Raw genomic sequence first — 23,052 nt, forward strand, 5'->3', positions numbered from 1 at the left:
GCTCAGAGGCGCGCGATCATCAATTTTTCACCATCGAGCCAGCATTGCACAGGGTGGCCTTCCAGTTCCTTGGGGATCTGTTCAAACACCCGGTAGTGCCCGGCGATCGCCACCAGTTCGGCGCGGAAGTCCGACACGTAGATGCGCACCTTCTCGTCGCCCTGGGCGCCGGCCATGGCGCGGCCGCGCAGGCTGCCGTAGACGTGGATATGGCCATCGGCGATCACCTCGGCGCCGTTGGCGATGGCGCCGGTGACGATCAGGTCGCGGTCGCGCGCATAGACCTGCTGGCCCGAACGCACGGCGCCTTCGTGGTGCTGCGCGCCCAGCGCAGGGGACGCCGGTGGTGCGATCTGGGCGGGTGCACTGGCCGCCGGCGCCGGGCGGGCCGGTTCGGCCGCGGCCGGCGGCGCCACGTTGCCGTGTTCCGGCTCGTAGGCGGCGCGGAACTTGGCGATCAGCGGCAAACCCATTCGGGTCGCCAGTGCCTCGGTCTCGCTGGTGCCGTAGGCCAGGCCGACCGGCAGCATGCCTGCACTGCGCACGGCTTCGAGCAGGGCATCGACCGTGCCGTCGTCGGGAAGGTCCAGCAGGTGACTGAGGTCGAGCACGACGGCAGCGCGGGAGAACAGTTGCGGCGCGGAGCGCACGCGGCGCTCCAGTTCGTCGCACAGCGCCGCGGCGTCGGGTCGGCGCACGCGCACGCAGGCGATGCCGACCTGGCCAAAGCGCAGGTCGCAGGCGTCGGAGGTTTCCATCTTGGCGTTCATGCAGGTGATTGAGAGGGGCGGGCCAGGCGTTCGGCCAGCCATGGAACGTCCGGCAGCCCGCCGTGCTCCAGGTAGGTGTCGCGCACGTAGCCGAAGCTGGGCAGCTCGCGGGCCAGCAGGCTGACCTGCGGGCCGTCCTCGCCCATGCGCTGCTGGCCGACCTCCTGGAAGCCATAGGTGCCATGGAACAGCACCACCACGTCGTCGCGCGGCTCCAGGAACACCTCGCAGGCCAGCAGCGGCACCCGCACTTCGGCATAGCTGATGACGTCGCAATAGAAGATGCGTCCCAGGCCGTGGCGGCGAAAGGCGTTGGCGATGACGATGCGGTCGATGTAGACGAACTGCGGGTAGCGCCCGGAGAACCAGCGATAGTTCGGGCTGCCGTAGGCGCCGCCTTCGCGCATGGCGATCAGGAAGCCGGCGATCTGGCCGTCGATCTCGGCGACGCGGAAATAATCCGCGTGGTCGTAGAAGTAGCGCAGTTGCGCCGCGTCGATGGCGAGGATGGAGCGGCCGGCGGTGTTGTTCAATGCCAGCACGGCATCCAGGTCGTGCTCGCGCACGTCGCGGATGGCAAGGGCCATTCGTTGCTCCGCTTGGGTGTCGAATCGATTGCCGCGCCGGTCGGCGGGCAGGGCGGCGCATTATGGCACGGGGCGCCGTCCCCCACACGCCCGGCGCATCAATGTAAAGCGGTTGTAAATGCGGCGGCGGCATGACTTCCCGCGCATTGCAGCGGGCCGGGCGCGGCCTATGATGCGGGGCATGCCCTGGTTCCAGTTCAACCATATCCGCGTGCTCCGTTTCACGGGGCTGTTCACGTACCTGTGTGTCAGCCTGCCGCTGTGGCCGGGCAACTGGGGGCTGGGACAGGCCAACGTGTGGTGGTGGAGCAACCCGAAGCTGTCGGGATGGGTCGTTTCCTACCTGGTCTACGGGGTCGCCTACGTCCTGCTCACCCGGCCCAGCCAGCTCGAGCCGGGGCGCACCCGGCTGTCCGCGACCAAGCTGCTGCTGGTCACCCTGATCACGCTGGCGGCGGTGGCGGTGGGCTGGTTCAGCCAGAGCGGACTGTCGGCGATGCTGATGCTGGTGATCGCCGTGGTTCTGCCGTGGCACCTGCCGGTGGTCGCCGGCCTGGTCTGGATGCTGGGGCAGAATCTGCTGCTGATCCCGGTGATCGCCAGCTACCAGGGCTGGACAGTCGGCATGGCGATCATGCAGGTCTGCATGTACCTGGGCCTGTCCGCGCTGGTGTTCATCACCTCGACCGTAGCGACCCAGCAGGCCGAGGAGCGCGAGGTGCAGCGCCGGCTCAATTCCGAACTGCGCGCGACCCGGGCGCTGCTGGCCGAGTCCACTCGCATCGCCGAGCGCATGCGCATCGCCCGCGAGCTGCACGACCTGATCGGCCACCATCTCACCGCCCTGAGCCTCAACCTCGAGGTCGCCAGTCATCTGGCCGACGCCAAGGCCGGCGAGCACGTGCGCAAGGCCCAGGCCACCGCCAAGCATCTGCTCTCGGACGTGCGCGAGGCGGTCAGCGAGTTGCGCCAGGACGATGCGGTCGACCTGACCCAGGCCCTGCGCAGCCTGATCGAGGGCGTGCCGGGACTGGCCGTGCACGTACAGACGCCACCCCGGTTCAGCGTGGAGGATCCGCGCCGGGCGCAGGTGCTGTTGCGCTGTGCGCAGGAAATCATCACCAACACCGCGCGTCACGCCGGGGCACGCAACCTGTGGCTGCATTTCGCCTACGCCGAGGACGGCATGCTCGGCCTGCACGCCCGCGACGATGGCCGTGGAGCCAGCAACTACTCTCCCGGCAACGGGATGAGCGGCATGCGCGAGCGCCTGGCCGAGTTCGGCGGCAGCGTGATGGTGGATACGGCGCCGATGCAGGGCTTTTCGCTGACCGTGCGCCTGCCGCTGGGCGAGGCCAGTGCCATTGCCCATGCCCCCAGCCGTTTCGAACCACCGGCCCTGAGCCTGCCGTGAGGCGGTCGCGCCCCTGCTTCAAAGCACCATGCCAGAATGGCCACGGCAAGGGGCCGTGGTGCGTCCGCCGCGCCGGTCCGCAGGAGCGGGCCGGCATCGTCATCCACGCGTTGAGGATCCGCAATGATTTCCGTCTGTCTCGTTGACGACCAGAACCTGGTGCGCCAGGGCGTGCGCTCGCTGCTGGACCTGGCCGAGGACATCCGCGTGGTGGCCGAGTGCGCCGACGGTGCCCAGGCGGTGCTGGAGATTCCCCGGATCAAGCCGGACGTGGTACTGCTTGACCTGCGCATGCCCAACATGAGCGGGCTGGAAGTGCTGCAGGCGCTGTCGGCCCGCAACGAGCTGCCGCCCACCATCATCCTGACCACCTTCGACGACGACCAGCTGGTGTTGCAGGGTCTGAAAGCCGGTGCGCGCGGCTACCTGCTCAAGGACGTCTCGCTGGAGCAGCTGGTCGAGGCGGTCCGCACCGTCGCCGCCGGTGGCTCGCTGGTGGCGCCGATGGTCACCCAGCGCCTGCTGGCCGGAGTGGGGCGGATCCAGAACCAGTTCACCAGCCTGGAACAGCCGGACCCGCTGACCGAGCGCGAGACCGAGATCCTCCGCCTGCTCTCCGGTGGCTACTCTAACAAGGAGATCGCCAACTCGCTCAAGGTGGCCGAGGGCACGGTCAAGAACCACGTGTCCAACATCCTCTCCAAGCTGGGTGTGCGCGATCGCACGCGGGCCGTGCTCAAGGCACTGGAGCTGGGGATCGTCTGAGCGGTTCGGGCGTCCGGCCGTCCATCCGGCAACGCATGTTGGCGGTCCGGGCATGGGCCGCAGAGGCCCGCTGCGCCTCGTTTTCGGCCATGGCGCGGGTGCTGCGGGTGCGGATGGCGTTCCTCCGCGCGAGCAAGTAACATCCGTCGCTTCGGCATATGCCTCCCCCCCACGGCCGGTTTCCCCGGGAAGTCTTCTTGGCGGAGACGGCGATGCTTTCAAGTGCTGCGTAGAGACGCTCGGAGAACCCTGGAATGATGCGTGTTCTTGAATTACTTATGGCCCTGGTCATCGTGGCCGTGCTGGCCGTGGTGGTGGGCATTGCGATGCCCGGCAGCGGCCATGTGGAGAGGTCGCTGGTCATCGGCAAGGACATCCGTCAGGTCTATGACGTGCTGAACAACTTCCGCCGCTTCCCGGACTACTCCGAGTTGAACGGCAGCGATCCGAGCATCAAGTACCAGTTCGCCGGCAAGGCCTACGGCCCGGGCGCCGAGATCGACTGGACCGGCGACCCGAAGAAGGCCGGCGACGGCAAGCTGACCGTGGCCAGCGCCGAACCTGGCTTCGCCAAGATCGACGCCTCGGTGAACACTGCCAAGATCGTCTGGAACCTGGACAGCGACTGGCGCGGTGCCGACAAGCACTTCACCCTCGACCTGTCGCGCGAGGGCCGCACGCACAAGCTGACCCGCGTGAACTGGGCTTATGACGTGCAGTACGGCTGGAACCTGATCGACCGCTACTCCAACCTGTACATTCACGGTGCGCCCGACGCGTTCATCGAGTACAGCCTGAGCGGCCTGCAGAACATGATGGCCTCGGTGAAGAACGTCGACTATTCCGACCTCATTCCCTACATCGTGCAGACCAAGCCGACGCCGGTGCTGATGGTGTCGACCCAGATCGAGCGCAAGGGCGGTCTGGATGCGCTGAACGAGACCACCAACGACGCAGTCAAGCTGCTGACCGACACCGCCAAGAAGCTGGGCGTCAACGTCACCGGTCCGCGCATCCTCGTGGTGAGCAACTACGGTGACCAGACCTTCACCTTCGACATTGCACTGCCGATCGACACGACCACGATCACCGTTGCCGGCCAGAGCCATGACCTGACTGCCGCGGCCCAGCCGCAGCTGCCGAACGCCGCTCCGGCAGCCGCCGGCAGTGCGGCCGCCCCGGCTTCGTCTTCGTCCGCCGCCGCGCCGGCCGACGTGGCCGTCAATACCCCGGGCAGCAACGACAAGTACGGCCGCCTGATCATCGACCAGGATGTCCGCGCCACCATGCTGCCCGGTGGCCCGGCACTGAAGGGCGAGTGGAATGGCACCTACGCTGGCGTGCCGCAGACCCGCGATGAGCTGGAAGCGTATGCGCAGACCCACGGTTACAAGTACGACACCGTGGTGAACCGCTTCTACGACATCCTGGCCCGCCCGGAACAGATCGATACCAACAACAACATCACCCAGTACGCGCGCTACGACGTCTACCTGCCGCTGAGCGACGCGCCGGAGCAGACCCCGGAGCAGGAAGCCGGCATGCAGCCGCCGAGCCTCGACGCGCCGGCCTCCTCGGGCACCGCCGCCGCCCCGGCCTCGTCGTCGACCGCCACCGCGCCGGCGGACTCGTCCAGCGCAGCGTCGAACTGATCCGCGCGTTGCCGGTCAAACGAACCCCGTCCGTTCGCGGACGGGGTTTTTTGTTGTCCGCGTTGCCTCCGTCGATCTTTTCGTTCGCGGCGGCGCTTGCGCTACATTGATTCGCCACGCGCGCCTGCCGCCGGATATTCCGGGACAGGGCGCGCAACCGCCCGCTTTCCTGGCCCTTCGATGATCGAGACCGACCAGCTCACCCGACGCTACGGCAGGTTCACCGCAGTCGATGCCCTGAGCATCCGTGCCGAGCCCGGGCAGGTGCTCGGCCTGCTCGGCCCCAACGGCGCCGGCAAAACCACCGCGATGCGGATGATCTCCGGGTTCCTCACGCCGACCTCGGGCACCGCGCGGGTGTGCGGACATGACGTGCAGGCCGATCCGATCGCCGCCAAGCGTGCGCTGGGCTACCTGCCTGAAGGTGCGCCCAGCTACGGCGAACTGACGGTGCGCGAGTTCCTGGTGTTCATCGCCCGCATGCGCGGGCTGAAGGGCGCGGCCGGCCGTCGCCGCTTCGAGGACGTGGTGGGACGACTTCAGCTCGAAGAGGTGCTCGACCAGTGCATCGACACCCTGTCCAAGGGTCTGCGTCGGCGCGTGGGGCTCGCCCAGGCGATCCTGCACGACCCGCCGGTGCTGATGCTGGACGAGCCCACCGATGGCCTGGACCCCAACCAGAAGCATGCCGTGCGCCAGTTGATCGACGCGATGGCGCGCGAGCGCACGATCCTGGTGTCCACCCACCTGCTCGAGGAAGTGCACGCACTGTGCAACCGGGTGGTGATCGTCGCGCGCGGCCGCCTGCTGGCCGATGCCACGCCGGCAGAACTGGAGGCCCGTTCGCGGTACCACGGCGCGGTGTCGTTCAGTGCGCCAGGTAGCGCCGTCTCCCAGGAGATGCTCGGCCGGCTGCCGCAGGTGGCGGCGATCGAGGTCGACCCGCTCGACGGGCGCATTACTGCGTTTCCGCGGCCGGGCGAGCGGATTCTCGAGCCGGTGGAACAGCTGCTGCGGGCACAGGGACTGGAGGTGTCCGAGATCCAGCTCGAGCGCGGTCGCCTGGACGAGGTGTTCCGGCAGATCACCACGGCGCCGGAGGTGCAGTCATGAGCCCGCTCCAGGCCATCGTGCGGCGCGAGCTGCGCAGCTATTTCGTCACCCCGGTGGCGTACGTGTTCCTGGTGATCTTCCTGGCGCTGGCCGGGATCCTGACGTTCTATGCCGGCGATTTCTACGAGCGGCGGCAGGCCGATCTTCAGCCGTTCTTCGCCATGCATCCGTGGCTGTACCTGATCCTGGTGCCGGCGGTATCGATGCGACTGTGGGCGGAGGAGGCCAAGGCGGGCAGCCTGGAACTGCTGCTGACCCTGCCGGTACGGCTGTGGCAGGCGATGCTCGGCAAGTTCCTCGCTGCATGGCTGTTCGTCGGGCTGGCGCTGGCGTTGACCTTTCCGATCTGGCTTACGGTGAACTACCTCGGGCATCCTGACAACGGGGTGATCCTCGCCGGCTACCTCGGCAGCTGGCTGATGGCCGGCGCGTTCCTCGCCATCGGGGCATGCCTCTCGACGGTGACCCAGAGCCAGGTGGTGGCGTTCATCCTGAGCGCGCTGGTGTGCGTGCTGCTGCTGCTCGCCGGTCAGGCCCAGGTTGTGGATTTCTTCCAGGAGGCGCTGCCGCGGCGTCTGGTGAACGCGGTGGCGCACCTGAGCCTGCTGCGTCATTTCGAGGCGATCGCCCGTGGCGTGCTGGACGTACGCGATCTGGCCTACTTCGTGCTCAGCATCGTGGCCTGGCTGTTCGCCGGCGCGCTGCTGCTCGACCTGCGCCGGAGTCGCTGAGCATGTCGCGTCGGTCGCCTTCCCGCCGCAGCCGCCTGCGCCTCGCGCTCGCGGCCCTGATCGTGCTGTTCGTGGCGCTCACGCTCGCCCTGAGCCGCTGGGTGCATGTGCCGCGGGTGGATCTGACCGCCGACGGCCTCTACACGCTGTCTCCCGGCACGGTACAGATCGTCGGCACCCTGCACCGGCCGCTGCGGTTGACGCTGTACTTCTCCGATCACGCCGCGCGCGACCTGCCGCAGCTGCGGAGCTACGAGCAGCGGGTGCGCGAGATGCTGCAGGAGATGGTGGCTCGCTCCTCGGGCAAGCTGCGCCTGCAGATCGTCGACCCGGTGCCCTACTCGGACGACGAGGCCAGTGCCGAGGGCAACGGACTCACTCCGCTCAGCGGCGGCAGCAACGGGGAGCGGGTGTTCTTCGGCCTGGTCGGTACGACGCTGCCGGCCGATGCCGCACCCGGCAGCGCGGGCGGCAAGACCCTTTCGGTGCCGTTTTTCGATCCGGCTCGCGAAACCTTCCTCGAATACGACATCGCCAAGCTGCTGTACGAGCTCAACGAGACCAGCAAGCCGAAGATCGGGCTGATCAGTTCGCTGCCGATCGCCGGCAACCCGGTCATCGGCGAGCCGGCCTGGACGGTGCTGGCCCAGCTGCAGCAGCTGTTCTCGGTGCAGACGATCGATCCGGCCACGCTCAAGCACGTGGACGGAAGCCTGAAAGTCCTGCTGCTGGTGCACCCGAAGCACCTGTCCGACGACGCGCAGTACGCGCTTGACCAGTACGTGCTGGGGGGCGGCCACCTGGTGGTGTTCGTCGATCCCGATGCCGAGCTGGACAACGCGCCGTTCGTCGACGCATCCACCGGCGTCACCGACGACCACAACTCCGATCTGCCGCGGCTGTTCAAGGCCTGGGGCGTGGTCTACGACGACCACAAGGTGGTGCTGGACCGCTCGCGCGCGCTGAAGATCGAGCTGGGCGACACCAGCTTCAGTCATCCGGCGATGCTGGGACTCGGTGCGCAGGAGCTCAACCGCAATGACGCGGTGACCGCCAGCCTGCAGCAGGTGGATGTGTCCTCGGCTGGGTATTTCGACTTGGCGCAGGACGCCACCACGCGGCTGATTCCCCTGCTGCAGACCAGTGCCGAAGCACACGTGGTGCCGGTGCAGCGGGTGCTCGAGGCCAATAGCGATCCCTCGCTGCTGCTGCGTGGCTACACGCCGGACAACACCCGCTACGTGCTGGCGGCGCGGCTGCGCGGGCCGTTCGCCAGCGCCTTTCCCGAGCGCACCTCGCCGGGGCATCTGGCTGAGTCGGCGGCGAATGCGGAAGTGATCCTGGTCGCCGACACCGACCTGCTCAGCGACCGCCTGTGGGTGGACACGCAGAGTTTCCTCGGCCAGCCGATGCTGAACGCGTTCGCCAGCAATGGCGACTTCGTCGCCAACCTGGTGGACAACCTCAGCGGATCGTCGGCGCTGCTGTCGATTCGCGGACGCTCGACCTCGCAGCGGCCGTTCACCCGTGTGCAGGCCCTGCAGAGCGCCGCCGACCAGAAATTCCTGCTCAAGAAGCAGGAGCTGGAGCGCGAGCTGGCCGAGACGCGCAGCCGGCTGGACGAGCTGCAGCCCGCACGCGGCTCGCGCGAGGGGCAGGCGTCGGCCGAGCAGAAGCGCGAGATCGAACAGTTCCTGCAGCGCAAGCTGGCGATCAGCAAGGAGCTGCGCGACGTGCAGCACCAGCTCAACGCCGAGATCGACGCGCTCGGCCTGAAGGTGAAGTTCATCAACATCGTGGTGATGCCTGCGCTGGTGACGCTGTTCGGGCTGCTCTACGGGTGGCGGCGCACGCGCCGCAGCCGACGTCGCAGGGGCTGAGGGGTGGCAATCTGTCGCGCCGCCATCCGGGACCGGCTCGCTAAGCTGGCTGGCCTTGCCGGATGCCGGCCGGGACCGGAAGGGTGATGTCGATACTGCTCAAATGGCTGGTGCCCTGGGAGTTCTCGTGGGTGTTCCTGGTCACCTTCGTGCTTGCCTGCACGCTGTACGTGCGCGGCACGCGGCGCCTTGCGGTGCCGCGCTCGCGGCAGCTGACGTTCTGGATCGGCATGGCGATGGTGTACGCCTCGCTGCACACCTATTTCGACTACTACGCGGAGCACGAGTTCTTCATGCACCGCATCCAGCAGGTGCTGCTGCATCACCTGGCACCGCTGCTCATCATCGCGGCCTATCCGGGCAGCGTGCTGCGCGCCGGGGTCCCATTGCGTGCGCGAATCTGGCTCCGCTGGCTGGCGCGGACCTGGCCGGTGCGACTGGTGGCGGCAGTACTGCTCAATCCCACCGTCGCCACGCTCACCTTCGTCGCCTTCATCCTGGTCTGGCTGATCCCGCACATGCAGACGCTGGCGATGCTGGACTGGCGCGTCTATCGCTTCATGAACTGGTCGATGGTGGTCAGCGGGCTGATCTACTGGTGGCTGGTGCTCGACCACCGGCCGCGTCCGCCGGGACGCATGATCCCGGGCATGCGGGTGCTGTCGCCGGGCATCACGATGACGCCGCAGATCGTCGCCGGTGCCATTGTCACGTTCTCCAAGACCGATCTCTACCCGATCTTCGAGATCTGCGGCCGCGCCTTCACCTTCAACGTCCTCACCGGGCAGCTGATCGGTGGCGTGATCATGTGGGTGCCCGCGGCGATCATCGAGTCGATCGGTGGACTGCTGGCCCTGCAGCAGTGGCTGCGGCTGTCACGCAGCGGGCGTATCCGGCGCGAGAGCGGGCAGCGCCGGCGCGCGGCGGCCGCGCGCGCGGCTCGTTCGGCGGGCTGATCCCGCAACGACTCAGTGGTCGTGGCCAGTTGCAGATTCCGGACCGGCATCGACCGCGTTGGCCGGGCGCGCCAGGAACGGCACGGTGGTTTTCGAGCCATCCGCGAACTGCAGAGTGACCGGCACCTGCACGCCGGGATGCACCTGCGCCGAGCCATGCATCAGCATCAGGTGGTAGCCGCCCGGCGCCAGGGCGACTTGGCCGTGGGCGGGGATCGCCAGCTTCCCGATCATCTTCATCCGGCCCATGCCGCCCTCGGTGGTGCTTTCGTGCAGCATCACGTGGCCGTACTCCGGGCTGCTGGCACCGGTCAGCGTGGCCGCTTCGTCGCCGCCGTTGCTCAGGGTGACGTAGCCACCGGCGGGCAGTCCGGCGGGCATGACGCGGATCCAGGCATGTTCGGCGCGGATCTGCGAGGCCTGGTCGGCATGGGCGGCACCGGCCAGGAGCAGGCCGGCGATCAGGGCGGCGTATGGGTGTGCCTTCATGATTTCACTCCGGGGGCAAGCAGCAGATGCAGGTCGTGGACCAGGGTGTCCTGCGAGTCGGCCGGGGTGGCGAGCAGGCGGGTATGGCCCTGGGCATCGAAGATGTAGATGGCCGAGCTGTGGCTGACCTCGTAGTTGCCGTCGCCCTGGGCGGGCTCGCGGCTGAACGAGGCACGGTAGCGCTTGACCAGCGCTTCGACGTTGCCGGGAGAGCCGGTCAGGCCGACCGCGTGCTTGTCGAAGGCGTTGACGTAGGCATGCATCACCGCCGGCGTGTCGCGGGTCGGATCGACCGAAACGAACAGGATGCGCGCGCCGTCGGCCAGCGGTCCCAGGCGCTGCATCACCACGTGCAGGTGCGCCAGCGTCAGCGGGCAGACGTCCGGACAGTGGGTGTAGCCGAAGTACAGCAGGACGACCTTGCCGCGGTAGTCCGCTGCGGTCACCGGCTTGCCCTCGTCGTTGACCAGTTGGAAGTCCAGGTCGGGCATGTGCCCGGTCACCTGGGTCAGCCGGAACGGCAGGGGCTCGTCGTGCTGGCAGCCGGCGAGCAGCGCGGTCGTGGCGATGAGCATCGACAGGAGCAGCCAGCGGAAGAGTGCGGATGGCTTCATGCGAGAATCGGAGATCGTCATCTTTCCAGCATACGCCAGCCCATGAGCACTGACCCGCACGACGCCGGAAAACGCAGGAGCCTGCGACATCCTGTCGCCCGCGGCGCCGCCTGGTGGCTGGCGCTCGCTGGCGGTGGCGGAGTGCTGCTGGGTGCGTTTGGTGCGCATGCCCTGCGCGGTCGGCTCGACGCCGCGGCGATGGAATGGTGGCACACCGCGGTGGAATACCAGTTGTGGCACGCGCTCGCGCTGGCCCTTGCCGTTCATGCCGGACGCGGGCGCGCCGGGCGCATCGCCGAAGTGGCCTTCGCGATCGGCATCGTGCTGTTCAGCGGCAGTCTCTACGCGCTCGCCCTCGGTGCGCCGCGCTGGTGCGGTGCGATCACTCCGTTGGGCGGGATCGGTTTCGTCGTCGGCTGGATCGCGCTGGGCCGCTCGTTGAGCCTGTCCGAGCGGTCCTGACCGTCATCGCCCTGTCACCGGGATGGCGCACGCTTGCGCCATGGCTGCACTTGCCCACCCGCTCCCGACCGCGCGCGCATGGCGTGGCGCCCTGATGCCCGCGCTGGCCGTCCTGGCGGTGCTGGCCGGGCTCTGGCTGGCGTCAGCCGCTCCGACCGATGCGCCAACGCGCGACGATGTGCAGGTGAACCGGCTGGTCCATTGGCAGGACGCCCAGCGCGACTGGTTGCTGGTGGCGGATCGCTCGTCGCACGAGCTGGTGGTCTACGACGCTCGCACCGGCTCGCCGCTGCAGCGGCTGGGCGCCGACGATGGTCTGGGCGAGGTCGATTCGATCGCGCGTGCCGGCGATCGTCTGCTGGTGCAGGGGGGCGAGGGACCGGCAAAAGTGCTGATTCTTCCGGATCTGCACGCCGCGGGCCTGGCCGCGCGTTGATGCCGGGCAAGCGCCGGGCGCTTCAGCGCACGGCGTGCCGGGCGAGCATCCACGCCGCGATGTCGCGGATCACCCCCGGCTCGACGTGTCCGGCTTTGCCGTAATCGGCCGGCGAGGGTGGCGTGCCAGCCGGCATGAACAAGTGGCTCAGCCCAGGATAGCCGCGCAGGCTCACGCGGTGGCTGCCGCGGAACGCCTGCTGCCACCGTGCGAAATCCGGCCCGACCTGGTAGTCGGCCAGTCCCTGCAGGACCAGCAGTGGCACGTGGAGGGCGCGGGCCGTGTCGATCGCATCGTAGTCGCGCAGGCTGAGCCAGTAGGCGGCCGGAGCATGGAAGTACAGACCCTTGGGAGGATGCCCGGAGTCGGCCTTGGCCATTGCGTCGCGTGCGGCTTCCGCCGCGGGGATCTGCTTGCCGGCCGCTGCGTAGGCGCCGCCGAGGCTTTCGATGTAGCGCATCTGGTGGATCACCAGTTCCAGGTTCATGCGCTCGGGAGCAGCCAGCAGCACCGCGCCGGCGAGGTGGCCGTCCCGCCGCGCAATACGCGGTGCCATGAGCGCCCCCAGACTGTGGCCCACCACGAAGATGCGCGAGGGATCGACACGCGGCAGCGTGCGCAGCTGGTGCAGTGCGGCCAGCGCATCGTCGGTCACTTCCTGGTCGATGGTGATCGGCTGGCCGGCCAGTTGCGGCCCGTAGGCATGGGTGCGCTTGTCGTAGCGGAGCGTGGCGATGCCGGCTTCGGCCAGGCCGAGCGCGATGTCGCGCAGCGGCTTGTTCGGGCCGATCGTCTCGTCCATGTCGTTCGGACCGGAGCCGGCCACCAGCACGGCGGCCGGGAACGGTCCCTCGCCCGCCGGAAGGGTGAGCACGCCCGGCAGCTTGCCGGGCGGCGAGGGCACGTCCACTGCCACCTCGCGGATGCCGTGCGACGGGGCGGCGGCGGGCGCCGCATCGGCTTCGGCGGGTAGCGGCGCGAAGAACAGGCCACCGATGCTGCCGTCTGCCTGGCAGGCGACCCGCATCATCAGCGCGCCCTGCGCGAAATGCAGCGGAGTCTGCACTACCGGCATGCCCCCGGCCTGGGTCACGCTCGGCGATCCGCCCGACACGAACCCGCCGGCCTTGGCCGGTAGCATCGTGCCCCATACTTCGGCCAGCTTCGAAGCGGGCAGGGCGGCGGACATGCGCGCGTCGAAATGGCGGGTGGCATCGGCATAGCGGCCATCGCGCAGTGCCTCGAGCACGGCGGCGCTCCGGGTGCGGCACAGTGTGGCCGGGTCATCGACCCTGGCGTGGGCAGGGGCTCCCGCCAACGTGGCAATCATCAGCAGGCAAGCCTGCATTACTCGGTTCTGCACAGGAATCTCCCTATTCGTCGTCTTCCACCGGGTCGGGCCTGGCCGGCTTGAGCCGGCCGGCCTTGCGCAAGGCATCACGCAGCAGATACTCGATCTGCGCGTTGACGCTGCGCAGCTCGTCCTCGGACCAGCGCTGCACCGCTTCGAGCACGGCCGCGCTTATCCTCAGGGGATAGGCTTTTTTTTCCGCTGCCATGCGCCTTCAGCGGGCGCGATGGCGCCGCGAAGCCGCCGCAGCGACGAACAGGACGATGAAGATGGCGATGGCGTACATGGTTGGCTCCGTCGATTAGTTGTAGAGGCTGCCGGCGTTCACCACCGGCTGGGTCGCGCGATCGCCGCACAGCACCACCAAGAGGTTGCTGACCATGGCGGCCTTGCGCTCTTCGTCCAGCTCGACCACGCCCTGTTCGCGCAGCTTGTCCAAAGCCATCGCGACCATTCCCACGGCGCCCTCGACGATGCGCTCGCGCGCCGCCACGATGGCGTTGGCCTGCTGGCGCTGCAGCATCGCCTGGGCGATTTCCTGGGCGTAGGCCAGATGGCTGATGCGTGCCTCGATCACCTGCACGCCGGCCTTCTCCAGCCGCGCCTGGATCTCGTCGCGCAGGTGGTTGTTGATCACCTCGCCATGGCTGCGCAGCGAGGGTTTCTTGTCGTCGTGCGCGTCGTACGGGTAGTTCTGCGCCATCTGGCGCAGCGCCGACTCGCTCTGGATGTGCACGAAGTTCTCGTAGTCGTCCACGCAGAACACCGCCTCGGCCGTGTCCAGCACCTGCCACACCACTACCGCGGCGATCTCGATCGGGTTGCCATCGCTGTCGTTGACCTTCAGCTTGCCGCTCTCGAAGTTGCGCACGCGCAGCGAGACGCGGCGGCGGCTGTAGAACGGGTTGGTCCAGCGCAGGCCCTCGTCGCGCACGGTGCCGGCGTACTTGCCGAACAGCTGCAGCACCTGGCCCTCGTTCGGCGCGACCTGGAAGAAACCCTTCACCAGGAGGCCGTCCAGCACGAGCAGGCCGACGCCCACGAACAGCGGCGTCCCGGGGGCGCCGCCATCCTTCAGGCCGATCAGCTGGCTGATGCCGAAGCCGGCCAGTACCAGGCACGCCACCACGAACGGAATGCCTGCTACGGAAAATCCCTGACGCTCGTTCATGACACTTGTCTCCCTCTGATTTAGGGGGATTTGATATCAAAAAGATATCTATCGCAAGTGCTAGCCGCGGCCCGTGGGCGTACCCGTCGTCGGTGGTGGGGCGGTCGGGGGCGACACCGGCGGATTGAACTCGTTGCTTGGGCGCACGCTTTCGATCTTCAGTTGCCCGAACAACTGGGTGGCACTGAAGTACCTCGACGGGTCGCCATCGCCGGTGGTGAGCGCGATGTGGGTCGAGTCGAACTGGCGCAGCGCAGCGTCGTAGCTCTCCCAGCGACCGTCCACCCAGGATTGCACCCACGCGTGCGGAACGAATACCCGCAAGGTACCCGCGTAGCGGTCGGCGTAGACCATGCCGGTCACCACCCGGGTCGGAATGCCCTGCGCGCGCGCGAGTGCGGCGAGCAGCACGGCGAATTCCGTGCAGTCGCCCCGGCGGTTCTTCAGCACCTCCAGCGCCGAGGCATAGCCCACGTCCAACCCGTGCTCGGTCACGTAGCCACTGACGAACATGCGCAGCCGGCGCATCTTGTCGCGCGGGTCTTGCACATGCCCGACCACTTTGGCCGCGAGGTCGGCAATCGCCGGTGCATCGGACTGCACCCAGGGATTGGCGGCGGTGTCCGCCGGTACCGGGCCAGCCTCCTTGCCAGCCTGCGCGCGATGGACGTCCAGGAACACCTCGCGGGCGTCGATCGGGCGGACGTCCTGTTCGTCGGTCTGGATGAGCAGTCTGGTGGCTGCCTTGCCCAGCCTGATCCGGTAGGTCAGCGGCACGGCGCGCAGGTTCACCGTGAGCGGTCGCGGCGACTCCACCATCGCCGTGCGGAACATGTCCACGCGCTGCACCGGCGCCAGCGCGCATGCCTTGTCGCAGGCAAGCATGTCCAGTCGCTGGCCGAGCAGTTGCAGCTCGCCCTTCTGCGCGATGCCCTGGTCATCCAGCCAGAGGTCGACGACCTGGTCTCCATTCGGCAGGCGCAACCGCTGGCGCTGGTGGCTCAGCGTGCGCGAGCCGTCGGGCAGGTTCACGGTCTCCGGACCGATCACCTGCATCTCCACCTGCATGATCTGCTGGCTGACCGGGTCGAACTGGCGCAGCTGGTAGGTGGTGCCTTTTTCTCCCTCGGCCGCCTCCATCGCACGGCGCTGCCCGTCGAACATCAGCGTGCCGGGCGGCAGCGTGACCTTGCCCACGTGGTGCTGTCCACCGACGCTCGTGGTGACCTCGAACGTGCCTGGACCCAGGCGTTCGGCCGCGACCGTGTTGTCGACCGAGGACAGTGCGCTGGTCGCGGAAAACCCCAGCGGCTCGCCGTCGATGCTCTCCGTGGTGCCGATCACGCTCTGCAGCCGCAGCGGCTTGCCGGCGCGAAGCAGCTCGATCGACAAAGTCTGCGTGGTGGTGATCCGTGCGCCGTCGAAGTCCCGGTCCACGCGCAGCGAGCCGATCTTGCGGCCGTCGATCAGCACAGTCATCCAGGTGGTCTGGTGCGGTGGACGCGTGTCGGCCGCGGAGTGGGCCAGGGACAGGCCGGCCAGGCCGATGTACAGCAGCATGACTGCAGTCGGGCGCATGGATCGCTCCTGGGCCGAACGGTACGGCCAGTGGAGCGTGTCGTGCCGGATCCGTCAATGCGCGGTGCAGCGGGCATTAGAATGCGGGGCCGCCCCTGCCTGGAGATCGCCCCATGAAGCCGTTCGGTACACCTCTTTCCCGCCGCGCGCTGCGCGTGCTCCTGCTCGGTTCCGGTGAGCTGGGCAAGGAGGTGGCGATCGAACTGCAGCGTTTCGCGGTGGAGGTGATCGCGGTGGACCGCTACGCCGATGCGCCGGCGATGCAGGTGGCGCATCGCAGCCACGTGATCGACATGCTCGATGGTGCGGCCCTGCGTGCGGTGATCGAGGCCGAGCAGCCGGACCTGGTGGTGCCGGAGATCGAGGCGATCCACACGCCGACCCTGGTGGAACTGGAGCAGGGCGGGCTGAAGGTGATACCGACCGCGCGCGCGGCGTGGCTGACGATGGATCGCGAGGGCATCCGCCGGCTGGCCGCCGAAGAGCTGCAGCTGCCGACCTCGCCCTACCGTTTCTGCGACGACGAGGCGCAGTATCGCGCCGCCGCCGAGGCGCTGGGCTTTCCGTTCGTGGTCAAGCCGGTGATGAGCTCGTCCGGCAAGGGCCAGAGCGTGGTGCGCGACGCCCCGCAGCTGCAGGTCGCCTGGGACTATGCCCAGTCCGGCGGTCGCGCCGGCAAGGGTCGGGTGATCGTCGAGGGCTTCGTCGATTTCGACTACGAGATCACCCTGCTGACCGTGCGCCACCGCGACGGCACCAGTTTCTGCGCGCCGATCGGCCACCGCCAGGAAGACGGCGACTACCGCGAGTCCTGGCAGCCGCAGCCGATGAGCGACGCGGCACTGGCCGAGGCGCAGCGTCAGGCCGCGGCGATCACCGCCGCGCTGGGCGGTTGGGGCGTGTTCGGCGTGGAGTTCTTCGTCAAGGGCGACGCGGTGATCTTCTCCGAGGTCAGCCCGCGTCCGCACGACACCGGTCTGGTCACGCTGATCTCGCAGGATCTGTCCGAGTTCGCCCTGCATGCGCGCGCCATCCTCGGTCTGCCGGTGCCGGCGATTCGCCAGCTCGGTCCGTCCGCGTCCTGCGCGAAGCTGGTGGAGGGCGAAGGCGTGGCACCGCAATACTTCGGCGTGGCCGAGGCGCTGGCCGAGCCGGACACGCAACTGCGCCTGTTCGGCAAGCCGGCGGTGAAGGGCCGCCGGCGCATGGCGGTGACGCTGGCCTGCGACAAGAGCATCGAGGCGGCCAAGGCCAAGGCGATCCGTGCGGCCGCGGCGCTCAAGGTGGAGTTGCTGCAGGACTGATCGCACACACCCCACACAAACCCACGCAAGACAACGGAGGCAGGGATGGAGACGTCTGGATTCGCGCATTGGCTGGTCGTGGTGGTGGAGGTGTTCGCCGCGCTGACCCTGCTGCTGCTGGTGGCGGCGGTGCTGGTGGTGCTGGTGACCTGGTTCGTTGATCGCAACCAGACGTCCAATTCGGTGTTGCGCAACTTCCCGGTGATCGGGCACTTCCGCTACGGCTTCCTGCGCCTGGGCGAGTTCTTCCGCCAGTACCTGTATTCCAGCGATCGCGAGGAGCTGCCGTTCAACCGCGCCGAGCGGGTGTGGGTGTATCGCGCGGCGAAGAACGCCGAGAACACCAACGCGTTCGGTTCCACCCGCGACCTGCATGCCGAGGGCGTGCCGTTCTTCGTCAACGCGCCGTTTCCCGCGCTGGGCGACCGGCACATCAAGCCGAAGCCGCTGCGGATCGGCCCCTACGCCCGCGAGCCGTACGACCACGCGGCGTTCTTCAACATCTCGGCGATGAGCTTCGGCGCGCTGTCGGCGCCGGCGGTGCGTGCGCTGTCGCAGGGCGCGGCACAGGCCGGCATCTGGATGGACACCGGCGAGGGCGGGCTGGCGCCTTACCACCTGGAGGGCGGCTGCGACATCGTCTTCGAGATCGGCACGGCCAAGTACGGCGTGCGCACACCGGACGGTCGGCTGGACGACGACAAGCTCAAGGTGGTGTGCGCCCACAGGCAGGTCAAGATGGTCTCGATCAAGCTCGGTCAGGGGGCCAAGCCCGGCATGGGCGGCCTGCTGCCGGCGGCCAAGGTGACGCCGGAGATCGCGGCGATCCGCGGCATCCCGGTCGGCACCGATTCGCAGAGCCCGAACCGCCACCTGGACATCGGCAACGTCGCCGAACTGATGGACGCCACCGCGCACATCCGCGAACTCACCGGCAAGCCGACCGGCTTCAAGGCGGTGTTCGGAGGCATGGCCTGGATCGAGCAGCTGTGCGACGAGATCGATCGCCGCGGCATCGAGAGCGCGCCGGATTTCATCATCGTCGACGGCGCCGAGGGTGGCACCGGTGCGGCACCGCAGACCTTGATGGAGGGCGTCGGCCTGCCGCTGCGCGAGGCGCTGCCGGAGCTGGTCAACACGCTGATCGCGCGCGGCCTGCGCGAGCGCATCAAGGTGATCTGCTCGGGCAAGTGCATCACCGCCTACGACGTGGCGTGGGCGCTGGCGATGGGCGCGGACTTCGTCAACTCGGCGCGCGGCTTCATGCTGTCGCTGGGCTGCATCCAGTCGCTGCAGTGCAACCGCAACACCTGCCCGACCGGCATCACCACGCAGAACCCGCGGCTGCAGCGCGGCCTGGTGGTGACCGACAAGCGCGAGAAGGTGGCCAACTACGCGCGCAACGTGATGCATGAGGTCGGCATCATCGCGCACAGCTGCGGGCTGGACGATCCGCGCCAGCTCGATCGCACGCACTGCCGCGTGATGGGCGACGATGGCGTCTCGGTGCCGCTGGTGAAGCTGTTCCCCTATCCGGCCGGTCACCGGCCCTGAGCCAACGCCGGGAGGTCACCATGGCCAGCTACCTTTTCCGGTTGCTCCCGCCGCGTCAGGACTTCGGTCACGGCGCCCTGACCGCGGCGGAAGCCGCGGCCATGCGGGAGCACGTGGCGTACTGGAGCACCCTGCTGGCGGAGGGAAAAGTGGTCGCGTTCGGTCCGGTGGCCGATCCGCGGGGAGCCTACGGTATCGGTGTGGTCACCCTGGAAGACGGTGTCGACCCCCAGGCGCTGGCCGAACGCGACCCTGTCATGCAGGCGGGCATCGGCTTCAGCGTGGAGATCCTGCCCATGCCGCGCCTGGTCGCGCGTGGCTGAGGTGGTCGTTCAGTCCTGCTCCGGCATCGGCTTCCAGCCGTCCGGCCCGCGGATCTGCAGCGGACGGAATCGCCGCTTGTAGTCCATCTTCGGGTGGCCTTCGATCCAGAAGCCTAGGTACAGCCAGGGAATGCCGCGCCGGCGCGCCAGGTCCACCTGCTGCAGGATGGCGAAGGTACCTAGGCTGCGCGCGGTCTCCTCGGGATCGAAAAACGTGTAGACGGCCGAGATGCCGGTCAGGCAGACGTCGGTCACCGCCACGCCGAGCAGCCGCGTGCCCTGGCGAAACTCCAGGAACAGGGTCGGGCTCCACGGTGCGGTGAGAAAGCGGCGGAAGTCGCTGGCCTCGGCCTCGTCCATGCCGCCGCCGGCGTGGCGGGTGCGCAGGTAGCGCTCGTACAGGGCGTGGCGCTCGGTGTTGTAGCCCGGGATCGACTCGGTGATGGCCAGATCCGCGTTGCGGCGCAGGCAGCGCTTCTGCGCGCGGTCCGGCCGGAAGCCCTCGACGTCGATGCGGCAGGGCGTGCAGGCCTGGCACTGCGGGCAACTGGGGTAGTACAGGTGCCCGCCCGCCCGGCGGAAGCCGCGCTCCAGCGCCGGCCCATACAGCTGGTCCAACTGCGGGGCAGCCGGGTCGATGACCAGGTTCTGCGCCGTGCGATCGGCGAAATAGCCGCAGGCATGGGGCAGGGTCTGGAACAGGCGGACGCGTTCGGAGCGCATGGCTCGATTCTATGCCGCGCCGCGGCATGCGGATCAACCGCCCCGGTGGCGGATTCGGCCGGGACGCCCCGGGTTTGCGCCGGGGCCTCGTCAGGAGGCCAGCATTGGCCTCAGAGCAGTCCCATGTAACGCAGCATCACCAGCAGGAAGGCGCCGGCTACCGCCAGCAGCACGATCCGGCGCACCCGGGTCACCGTGTCGCGGCGTTGCGCCACCGGCGAGGGATTGCGCGCCTCGGCCAACACGTCGCCGTGGCGGATCACCGGCTCCAGGCCGATCTCCTTCAGCAGTTCGCGCGCACGGGTGTAGTCGTCGGCATGGGTCACCCATACCTGTGGCCATTGTTCGCGGCTTTCGCGCTGTTGCTGGTAGCTGAAGCGCTGGTGGGCCCGCTTGTTCCAGCGTGAGAGGTTCTGTACCGAGCATTCGATGCCCTGCTCCCTGAGCAGGGCGACGAGGCGGTCGATGTTGGCCTGGTGGGGCGAGGTGAACAGCTGGCGCATGGAGGGACTCCGCTCAGTCGCCGTGAAGGCGGATCAGGCCTTCCTGCGCGGTCGAGGCGACCAGCCGGCCGTCGCGGGTGAAGATCTGTCCGCGCGCCAGGCCGCGCGCGCCCTGCGCCGTGGGGCTGTCGAAGGAGTACAGCAGCCACTCGTCCACGCGGAATGGGCGGTGGAACCACAGCGCATGGTCGAGGCTGGCCATCTGCACGTTGTGGGTCATGTAAGAGATGCCGTGCGGCAGGGTGGCCGTGCCGATCAGATGGAAGTCAGAGGCGTAGGCCAGCAGCGCGCGATGCAGGATCGCCGCGTCGCTGATCGGCGCGGTCAGGCGGAACCAGATGTGCTGGATCGGCGGACGCTTGACCGGGTGCAGGTCGTCGCGCGGCCACACCTGGCGGAACTCGAACGGCCCGTCGATGCCCAGCCACCGCTGCAGCTTCACCGGCAACTTGGCCAGTTCCTCCGGCGACAGGTGGCGCATCGGTTCGACGTCTTCCGGGGAGGGCACTTCCGGCATCGAGGTCTGGTGCTCGAAACCTTTCTCCGGCTCCTGGAAGGAAACCGAACCGTTGAGGATCGGCTGGCCGTGCTGGATCGCCACCACCCGGCGCGAGGAGAACGTGCCGCCGTCGCGGGTGCGCTCCACGTTGTAGACGATCGGCGCCTCGATGTCGCCGGCGCGCAGGAAGTAGGCGTGCAGCGAGTGCGCCTCGCGGCGCGGGTCCACCGTGCGCTGGGCGGCGGACAGCGCCTGGCCGAGCACCTGGCCACCGAACACGTAGCGGGTGCCGATGTCCCGGCTCTGGCCGCGGAACAGGTTGTCTTCGAGCCGTTCCAGTTCGAGCAGGTCGACCAGTTCCCGGACGTGTTCCTCGCGCATGTGACGCCTGTGCTTGCCGTGTGGGCCGACAAGTATAGCCGGCCGGGCCGGCGGCACCGGGCGGCTCTGCACCCGGCCCGGCTACAATGCACCGGATGACTTCCCTGACTTTCGATCTCAAGGCCACCGACGGCGCGGCCCGTCGCGGGCAGCTGACCTTCGCCCGTGGCACGGTGCAGACCCCGGCGTTCATGCCGGTGGGCACCTATGGCTCGGTCAAGGCCATGACTCCGCGCGACATCGTCGACATCGGTGCGGAGATCATTCTCGGCAACACCTTCCACCTGTTCCTGCGCCCCGGGCTGGAGATCGTGGAGAAGTTCGGCGGGCTGCACCGGTTCATCGGCTGGAACAAGCCGATCCTCACCGACTCGGGCGGCTTCCAGGTGTTCTCGCTCGCGCACAAGCGCAAGCTGGCCGAGGAGGGCGTGACTTTCGCCTCGCCGGTGGACGGCTCCAAGGTGTTCCTGTCGCCCGAAGTGTCGATGAAGATCCAGACCGTGCTGGACTCGGACATCGCGATGATCTTCGACGAGTGCACGCCGTATCCGGCCACCGAGAAGGTCGCCGCCGAGTCGATGGAACTGTCGCTGCGCTGGGCGGAGCGCTCGCGCCGTGCGTTCGACGATCTGAAGAACCCCAACAACCTGTTCGGCATCGTGCAGGGCAGCGTGTACGAGCCGCTGCGCCGGCGCTCGGCCGAGGGCCTGGTGGCCATCGGCTTCGACGGCTACGCGGTCGGTGGCCTCGCCGTGGGCGAGCCGGAGGCCGAGCGCAACCACACGCTGGATTTCACCGTCTCGCTGCTGCCGCCGGACAAGCCGCGCTACCTGATGGGCGTGGGCCGTCCGGAAGACATCGTCGAGGCGGTGCGTCGCGGCATCGACATGTTCGACTGCGTGATGCCCACCCGCAACGCGCGCAACGGCTTCCTGTTCGTGCCCGAGGGCACCCTGCGCATCCGCAACGCCAAGTTCGCCATGGATACGCGGGTGATCGAGGAAGGCTGCGACTGCTACGCCTGCGCCAACGGCTTCAGCCGCGCCTACCTGCGCCACCTGGACCGCTGCAACGAGATCCTTGCCAGCCAGCTGGCCACCATGCACAACCTGCGGCACTACCAGCGGCTGATGGCTGGGCTGCGCGCGGCGATCGAGGCCGGCACGCTGGACGATTTCACCGCACGCTTCTACGCCCTGCGCCAGGGCGCGAAGACCTGACCGGCGCGGGGTCGGGGAACCAATCGGTGCCGCTGGCGCTCCATGGAGCGGCATGCCGGCGGCGAGGGGCTGTCGGCCGGTTCCGGTGCAGCCCCCCGGGGGGCATGGCATAATCCGGGATCTTTTACCGGGCGTTCAGCGGAAACAGCAGCTGGCGCCGTCACTTACGGGACAACCAGATGAGTTTTGCCATGACCTCCGTGATCGCCCAGGCCGCCCCGGCCGCCGGCCAGGCCGCGAACCCGCTGCTGACCTTCCTGCCGCTGATCGTGCTGTTCGGCGTGATGTACTTCCTGATGATCCGCCCGCAGATGAAGCGCCAGAAGGAGCATCGCCAGATGGTCTCGGCGCTGGCCAAGGGCGACGAGGTGGTCACCAACGGCGGCATCGCCGGCCGGGTGGAAGAGGTGGGCGAGGCCTTCCTCACCGTCGAGATCGCGCCGAACGTCAAGGTGCGCGTGCAGAAGGGCTCGATCTCCCAAGTGCTGCCCAAGGGCTCGCTGAAGGCCTCCTGACGACAAGCGCGGCGCGCCCCTGGGGCGCGCCGCGTCCGTTTCCACGTTACCGCCGCCGCAG

General features: G+C 68.3%; 25 protein-coding genes. 14 read left to right on the top strand and 11 right to left on the bottom strand.

Features of this window, described 5'->3' with window-relative positions:
- Positions 1 to 2: 2 nt before the first annotated feature.
- Together minC and NC595_RS09820 are read right to left on the bottom strand one after the other, a co-directional pair.
- Positions 3 to 770 (bottom strand): septum site-determining protein MinC, encoded by a 768-nt coding sequence (gene minC, locus NC595_RS09815; RefSeq protein ID WP_253566138.1) that lies wholly within the window; start codon positions 768 to 770, stop codon positions 3 to 5.
- The gene (locus NC595_RS09820; RefSeq protein WP_253566139.1) at positions 767 to 1,357 is read right to left on the bottom strand and encodes a GNAT family N-acetyltransferase; all 591 of its coding nucleotides are present in this window, start codon (positions 1,355 to 1,357) and stop codon (positions 767 to 769) included. Before NC595_RS09820 ends, minC begins: the two co-directional genes overlap by 4 nt.
- Before the next feature lie 181 nt (positions 1,358 to 1,538).
- Here NC595_RS09820 and NC595_RS09825 point away from each other — a divergent pair, with 181 nt between their 5' ends.
- The 7 genes from NC595_RS09825 (at position 1,539) to NC595_RS09855 (ending at position 9,868) form a co-directional block, all read left to right on the top strand.
- On the top strand, positions 1,539 to 2,771 hold the full coding sequence (locus NC595_RS09825; protein WP_253566140.1) for a sensor histidine kinase: 1,233 nt from the start codon (positions 1,539 to 1,541) through the stop codon (positions 2,769 to 2,771).
- A 123-nt stretch (positions 2,772 to 2,894) separates the two neighbouring features.
- On the top strand, positions 2,895 to 3,536 hold the full coding sequence (locus tag NC595_RS09830; protein ID WP_017461331.1) for a response regulator: 642 nt from the start codon (positions 2,895 to 2,897) through the stop codon (positions 3,534 to 3,536).
- A 278-nt stretch (positions 3,537 to 3,814) separates the two neighbouring features.
- On the top strand, positions 3,815 to 5,188 hold the full coding sequence (locus NC595_RS09835; protein ID WP_253566141.1) for an SRPBCC family protein: 1,374 nt from the start codon (positions 3,815 to 3,817) through the stop codon (positions 5,186 to 5,188).
- Between the two features lie 180 nt (positions 5,189 to 5,368).
- A complete protein-coding gene (locus tag NC595_RS09840; RefSeq protein ID WP_253566142.1) occupies positions 5,369 to 6,301 on the top strand; it encodes an ABC transporter ATP-binding protein in 933 nt (310 codons plus the stop codon).
- Positions 6,298 to 7,032, top strand: coding sequence for an ABC transporter permease subunit (locus tag NC595_RS09845; RefSeq protein ID WP_253566143.1), 735 nt, complete (start codon positions 6,298 to 6,300; stop codon positions 7,030 to 7,032). The genes NC595_RS09840 and NC595_RS09845 overlap by 4 nt, the downstream gene beginning before the upstream one ends.
- Positions 7,033 to 7,034: 2 nt before the next feature.
- Positions 7,035 to 8,912 (top strand): Gldg family protein, encoded by a 1,878-nt coding sequence (locus NC595_RS09850; protein WP_253566144.1) that lies wholly within the window; start codon positions 7,035 to 7,037, stop codon positions 8,910 to 8,912.
- 83 nt (positions 8,913 to 8,995) lie between these two features.
- Positions 8,996 to 9,868 (top strand): cytochrome c oxidase assembly protein, encoded by an 873-nt coding sequence (locus NC595_RS09855; protein WP_253566145.1) that lies wholly within the window; start codon positions 8,996 to 8,998, stop codon positions 9,866 to 9,868.
- Positions 9,869 to 9,880: 12 nt separating this feature from the next.
- Here NC595_RS09855 and NC595_RS09860 read toward each other — a convergent pair whose 3' ends face one another.
- Together NC595_RS09860 and NC595_RS09865 are read right to left on the bottom strand one after the other, a co-directional pair.
- Entirely contained in the window at positions 9,881 to 10,357 is a 477-nt protein-coding gene (locus tag NC595_RS09860) for a copper chaperone PCu(A)C (RefSeq protein ID WP_253566146.1), read from the bottom strand.
- Positions 10,354 to 10,971: an SCO family protein gene (locus tag NC595_RS09865; RefSeq protein ID WP_253566147.1), complete on the bottom strand. Its 618-nt coding sequence runs from the start codon at positions 10,969 to 10,971 to the stop codon at positions 10,354 to 10,356. The genes NC595_RS09860 and NC595_RS09865 overlap by 4 nt, the downstream gene beginning before the upstream one ends.
- An 81-nt stretch (positions 10,972 to 11,052) precedes the next feature.
- On the opposite strand from NC595_RS09865, the gene NC595_RS09870 reads away from it, so the two are divergent.
- Complete coding sequence (locus NC595_RS09870) at positions 11,053 to 11,433, top strand: DUF423 domain-containing protein (RefSeq protein WP_425493115.1); 381 nt, start codon at positions 11,053 to 11,055, stop codon at positions 11,431 to 11,433.
- Between the two features lie 40 nt (positions 11,434 to 11,473).
- Entirely contained in the window at positions 11,474 to 11,869 is a 396-nt protein-coding gene (locus NC595_RS09875; RefSeq protein ID WP_253566148.1) for a hypothetical protein, read from the top strand.
- A gap of 22 nt (positions 11,870 to 11,891) precedes the next feature.
- Here NC595_RS09875 and NC595_RS20475 read toward each other — a convergent pair whose 3' ends face one another.
- The 4 genes from NC595_RS20475 to NC595_RS09895 all read right to left on the bottom strand — a co-directional run bounded on the left by NC595_RS20475 (position 11,892) and on the right by NC595_RS09895 (position 15,969).
- The gene (locus NC595_RS20475; protein WP_253566149.1) at positions 11,892 to 13,232 is read right to left on the bottom strand and encodes an alpha/beta fold hydrolase; all 1,341 of its coding nucleotides are present in this window, start codon (positions 13,230 to 13,232) and stop codon (positions 11,892 to 11,894) included.
- A 10-nt stretch (positions 13,233 to 13,242) separates the two neighbouring features.
- A complete protein-coding gene (locus tag NC595_RS09885) occupies positions 13,243 to 13,428 on the bottom strand; it encodes a type II toxin-antitoxin system antitoxin (RefSeq protein WP_253566150.1) in 186 nt (61 codons plus the stop codon).
- A 93-nt stretch (positions 13,429 to 13,521) separates the two neighbouring features.
- Entirely contained in the window at positions 13,522 to 14,391 is an 870-nt protein-coding gene (locus NC595_RS09890) for an SPFH domain-containing protein (protein WP_253566151.1), read from the bottom strand.
- A gap of 60 nt (positions 14,392 to 14,451) precedes the next feature.
- On the bottom strand, positions 14,452 to 15,969 hold the full coding sequence (locus tag NC595_RS09895; RefSeq protein WP_253566152.1) for a transglutaminase-like domain-containing protein: 1,518 nt from the start codon (positions 15,967 to 15,969) through the stop codon (positions 14,452 to 14,454).
- Positions 15,970 to 16,082: 113 nt separating this feature from the next.
- Between NC595_RS09895 and purT the strand changes: the two genes are divergently transcribed.
- The 3 genes from purT to NC595_RS09910 are packed head-to-tail and all read left to right on the top strand — an operon-like array spanning position 16,083 to position 19,150.
- A complete protein-coding gene (purT, locus tag NC595_RS09900) occupies positions 16,083 to 17,273 on the top strand; it encodes a formate-dependent phosphoribosylglycinamide formyltransferase (protein ID WP_253566153.1) in 1,191 nt (396 codons plus the stop codon).
- Positions 17,274 to 17,318: 45 nt separating this feature from the next.
- A complete protein-coding gene (locus NC595_RS09905; RefSeq protein WP_253566154.1) occupies positions 17,319 to 18,827 on the top strand; it encodes an FMN-binding glutamate synthase family protein in 1,509 nt (502 codons plus the stop codon).
- A 20-nt stretch (positions 18,828 to 18,847) separates the two neighbouring features.
- Complete coding sequence (locus tag NC595_RS09910) at positions 18,848 to 19,150, top strand: YciI family protein (RefSeq protein ID WP_253566155.1); 303 nt, start codon at positions 18,848 to 18,850, stop codon at positions 19,148 to 19,150.
- Positions 19,151 to 19,159: 9 nt separating this feature from the next.
- On the opposite strand, the gene NC595_RS09915 is transcribed toward NC595_RS09910, so the two are convergent.
- The 3 genes from NC595_RS09915 to tesB form a co-directional block, all read right to left on the bottom strand.
- Positions 19,160 to 19,873, bottom strand: coding sequence for an arginyltransferase (locus NC595_RS09915; RefSeq protein ID WP_253566156.1), 714 nt, complete (start codon positions 19,871 to 19,873; stop codon positions 19,160 to 19,162).
- 110 nt (positions 19,874 to 19,983) lie between these two features.
- Positions 19,984 to 20,376: a putative signal transducing protein gene (locus NC595_RS09920; protein WP_253566157.1), complete on the bottom strand. Its 393-nt coding sequence runs from the start codon at positions 20,374 to 20,376 to the stop codon at positions 19,984 to 19,986.
- A gap of 13 nt (positions 20,377 to 20,389) precedes the next feature.
- A complete protein-coding gene (gene tesB, locus NC595_RS09925) occupies positions 20,390 to 21,256 on the bottom strand; it encodes an acyl-CoA thioesterase II (protein ID WP_253566158.1) in 867 nt (288 codons plus the stop codon).
- Positions 21,257 to 21,351: 95 nt separating this feature from the next.
- Between tesB and tgt the strand changes: the two genes are divergently transcribed.
- Together tgt and yajC are read left to right on the top strand one after the other, a co-directional pair.
- Positions 21,352 to 22,476, top strand: coding sequence for a tRNA guanosine(34) transglycosylase Tgt (tgt, locus tag NC595_RS09930; protein WP_253566159.1), 1,125 nt, complete (start codon positions 21,352 to 21,354; stop codon positions 22,474 to 22,476).
- 179 nt (positions 22,477 to 22,655) lie between these two features.
- The gene (gene yajC / locus NC595_RS09935; RefSeq protein WP_063672189.1) at positions 22,656 to 22,991 is read left to right on the top strand and encodes a preprotein translocase subunit YajC; all 336 of its coding nucleotides are present in this window, start codon (positions 22,656 to 22,658) and stop codon (positions 22,989 to 22,991) included.
- The last annotated feature ends 61 nt before the right edge of the window (positions 22,992 to 23,052 follow it).

Origin of the sequence: Dyella lutea (assembly GCF_024158035.1) — a bacterium.
In the GTDB taxonomy this organism is placed as follows: domain Bacteria; phylum Pseudomonadota; class Gammaproteobacteria; order Xanthomonadales; family Rhodanobacteraceae; genus Dyella_A; species Dyella_A lutea.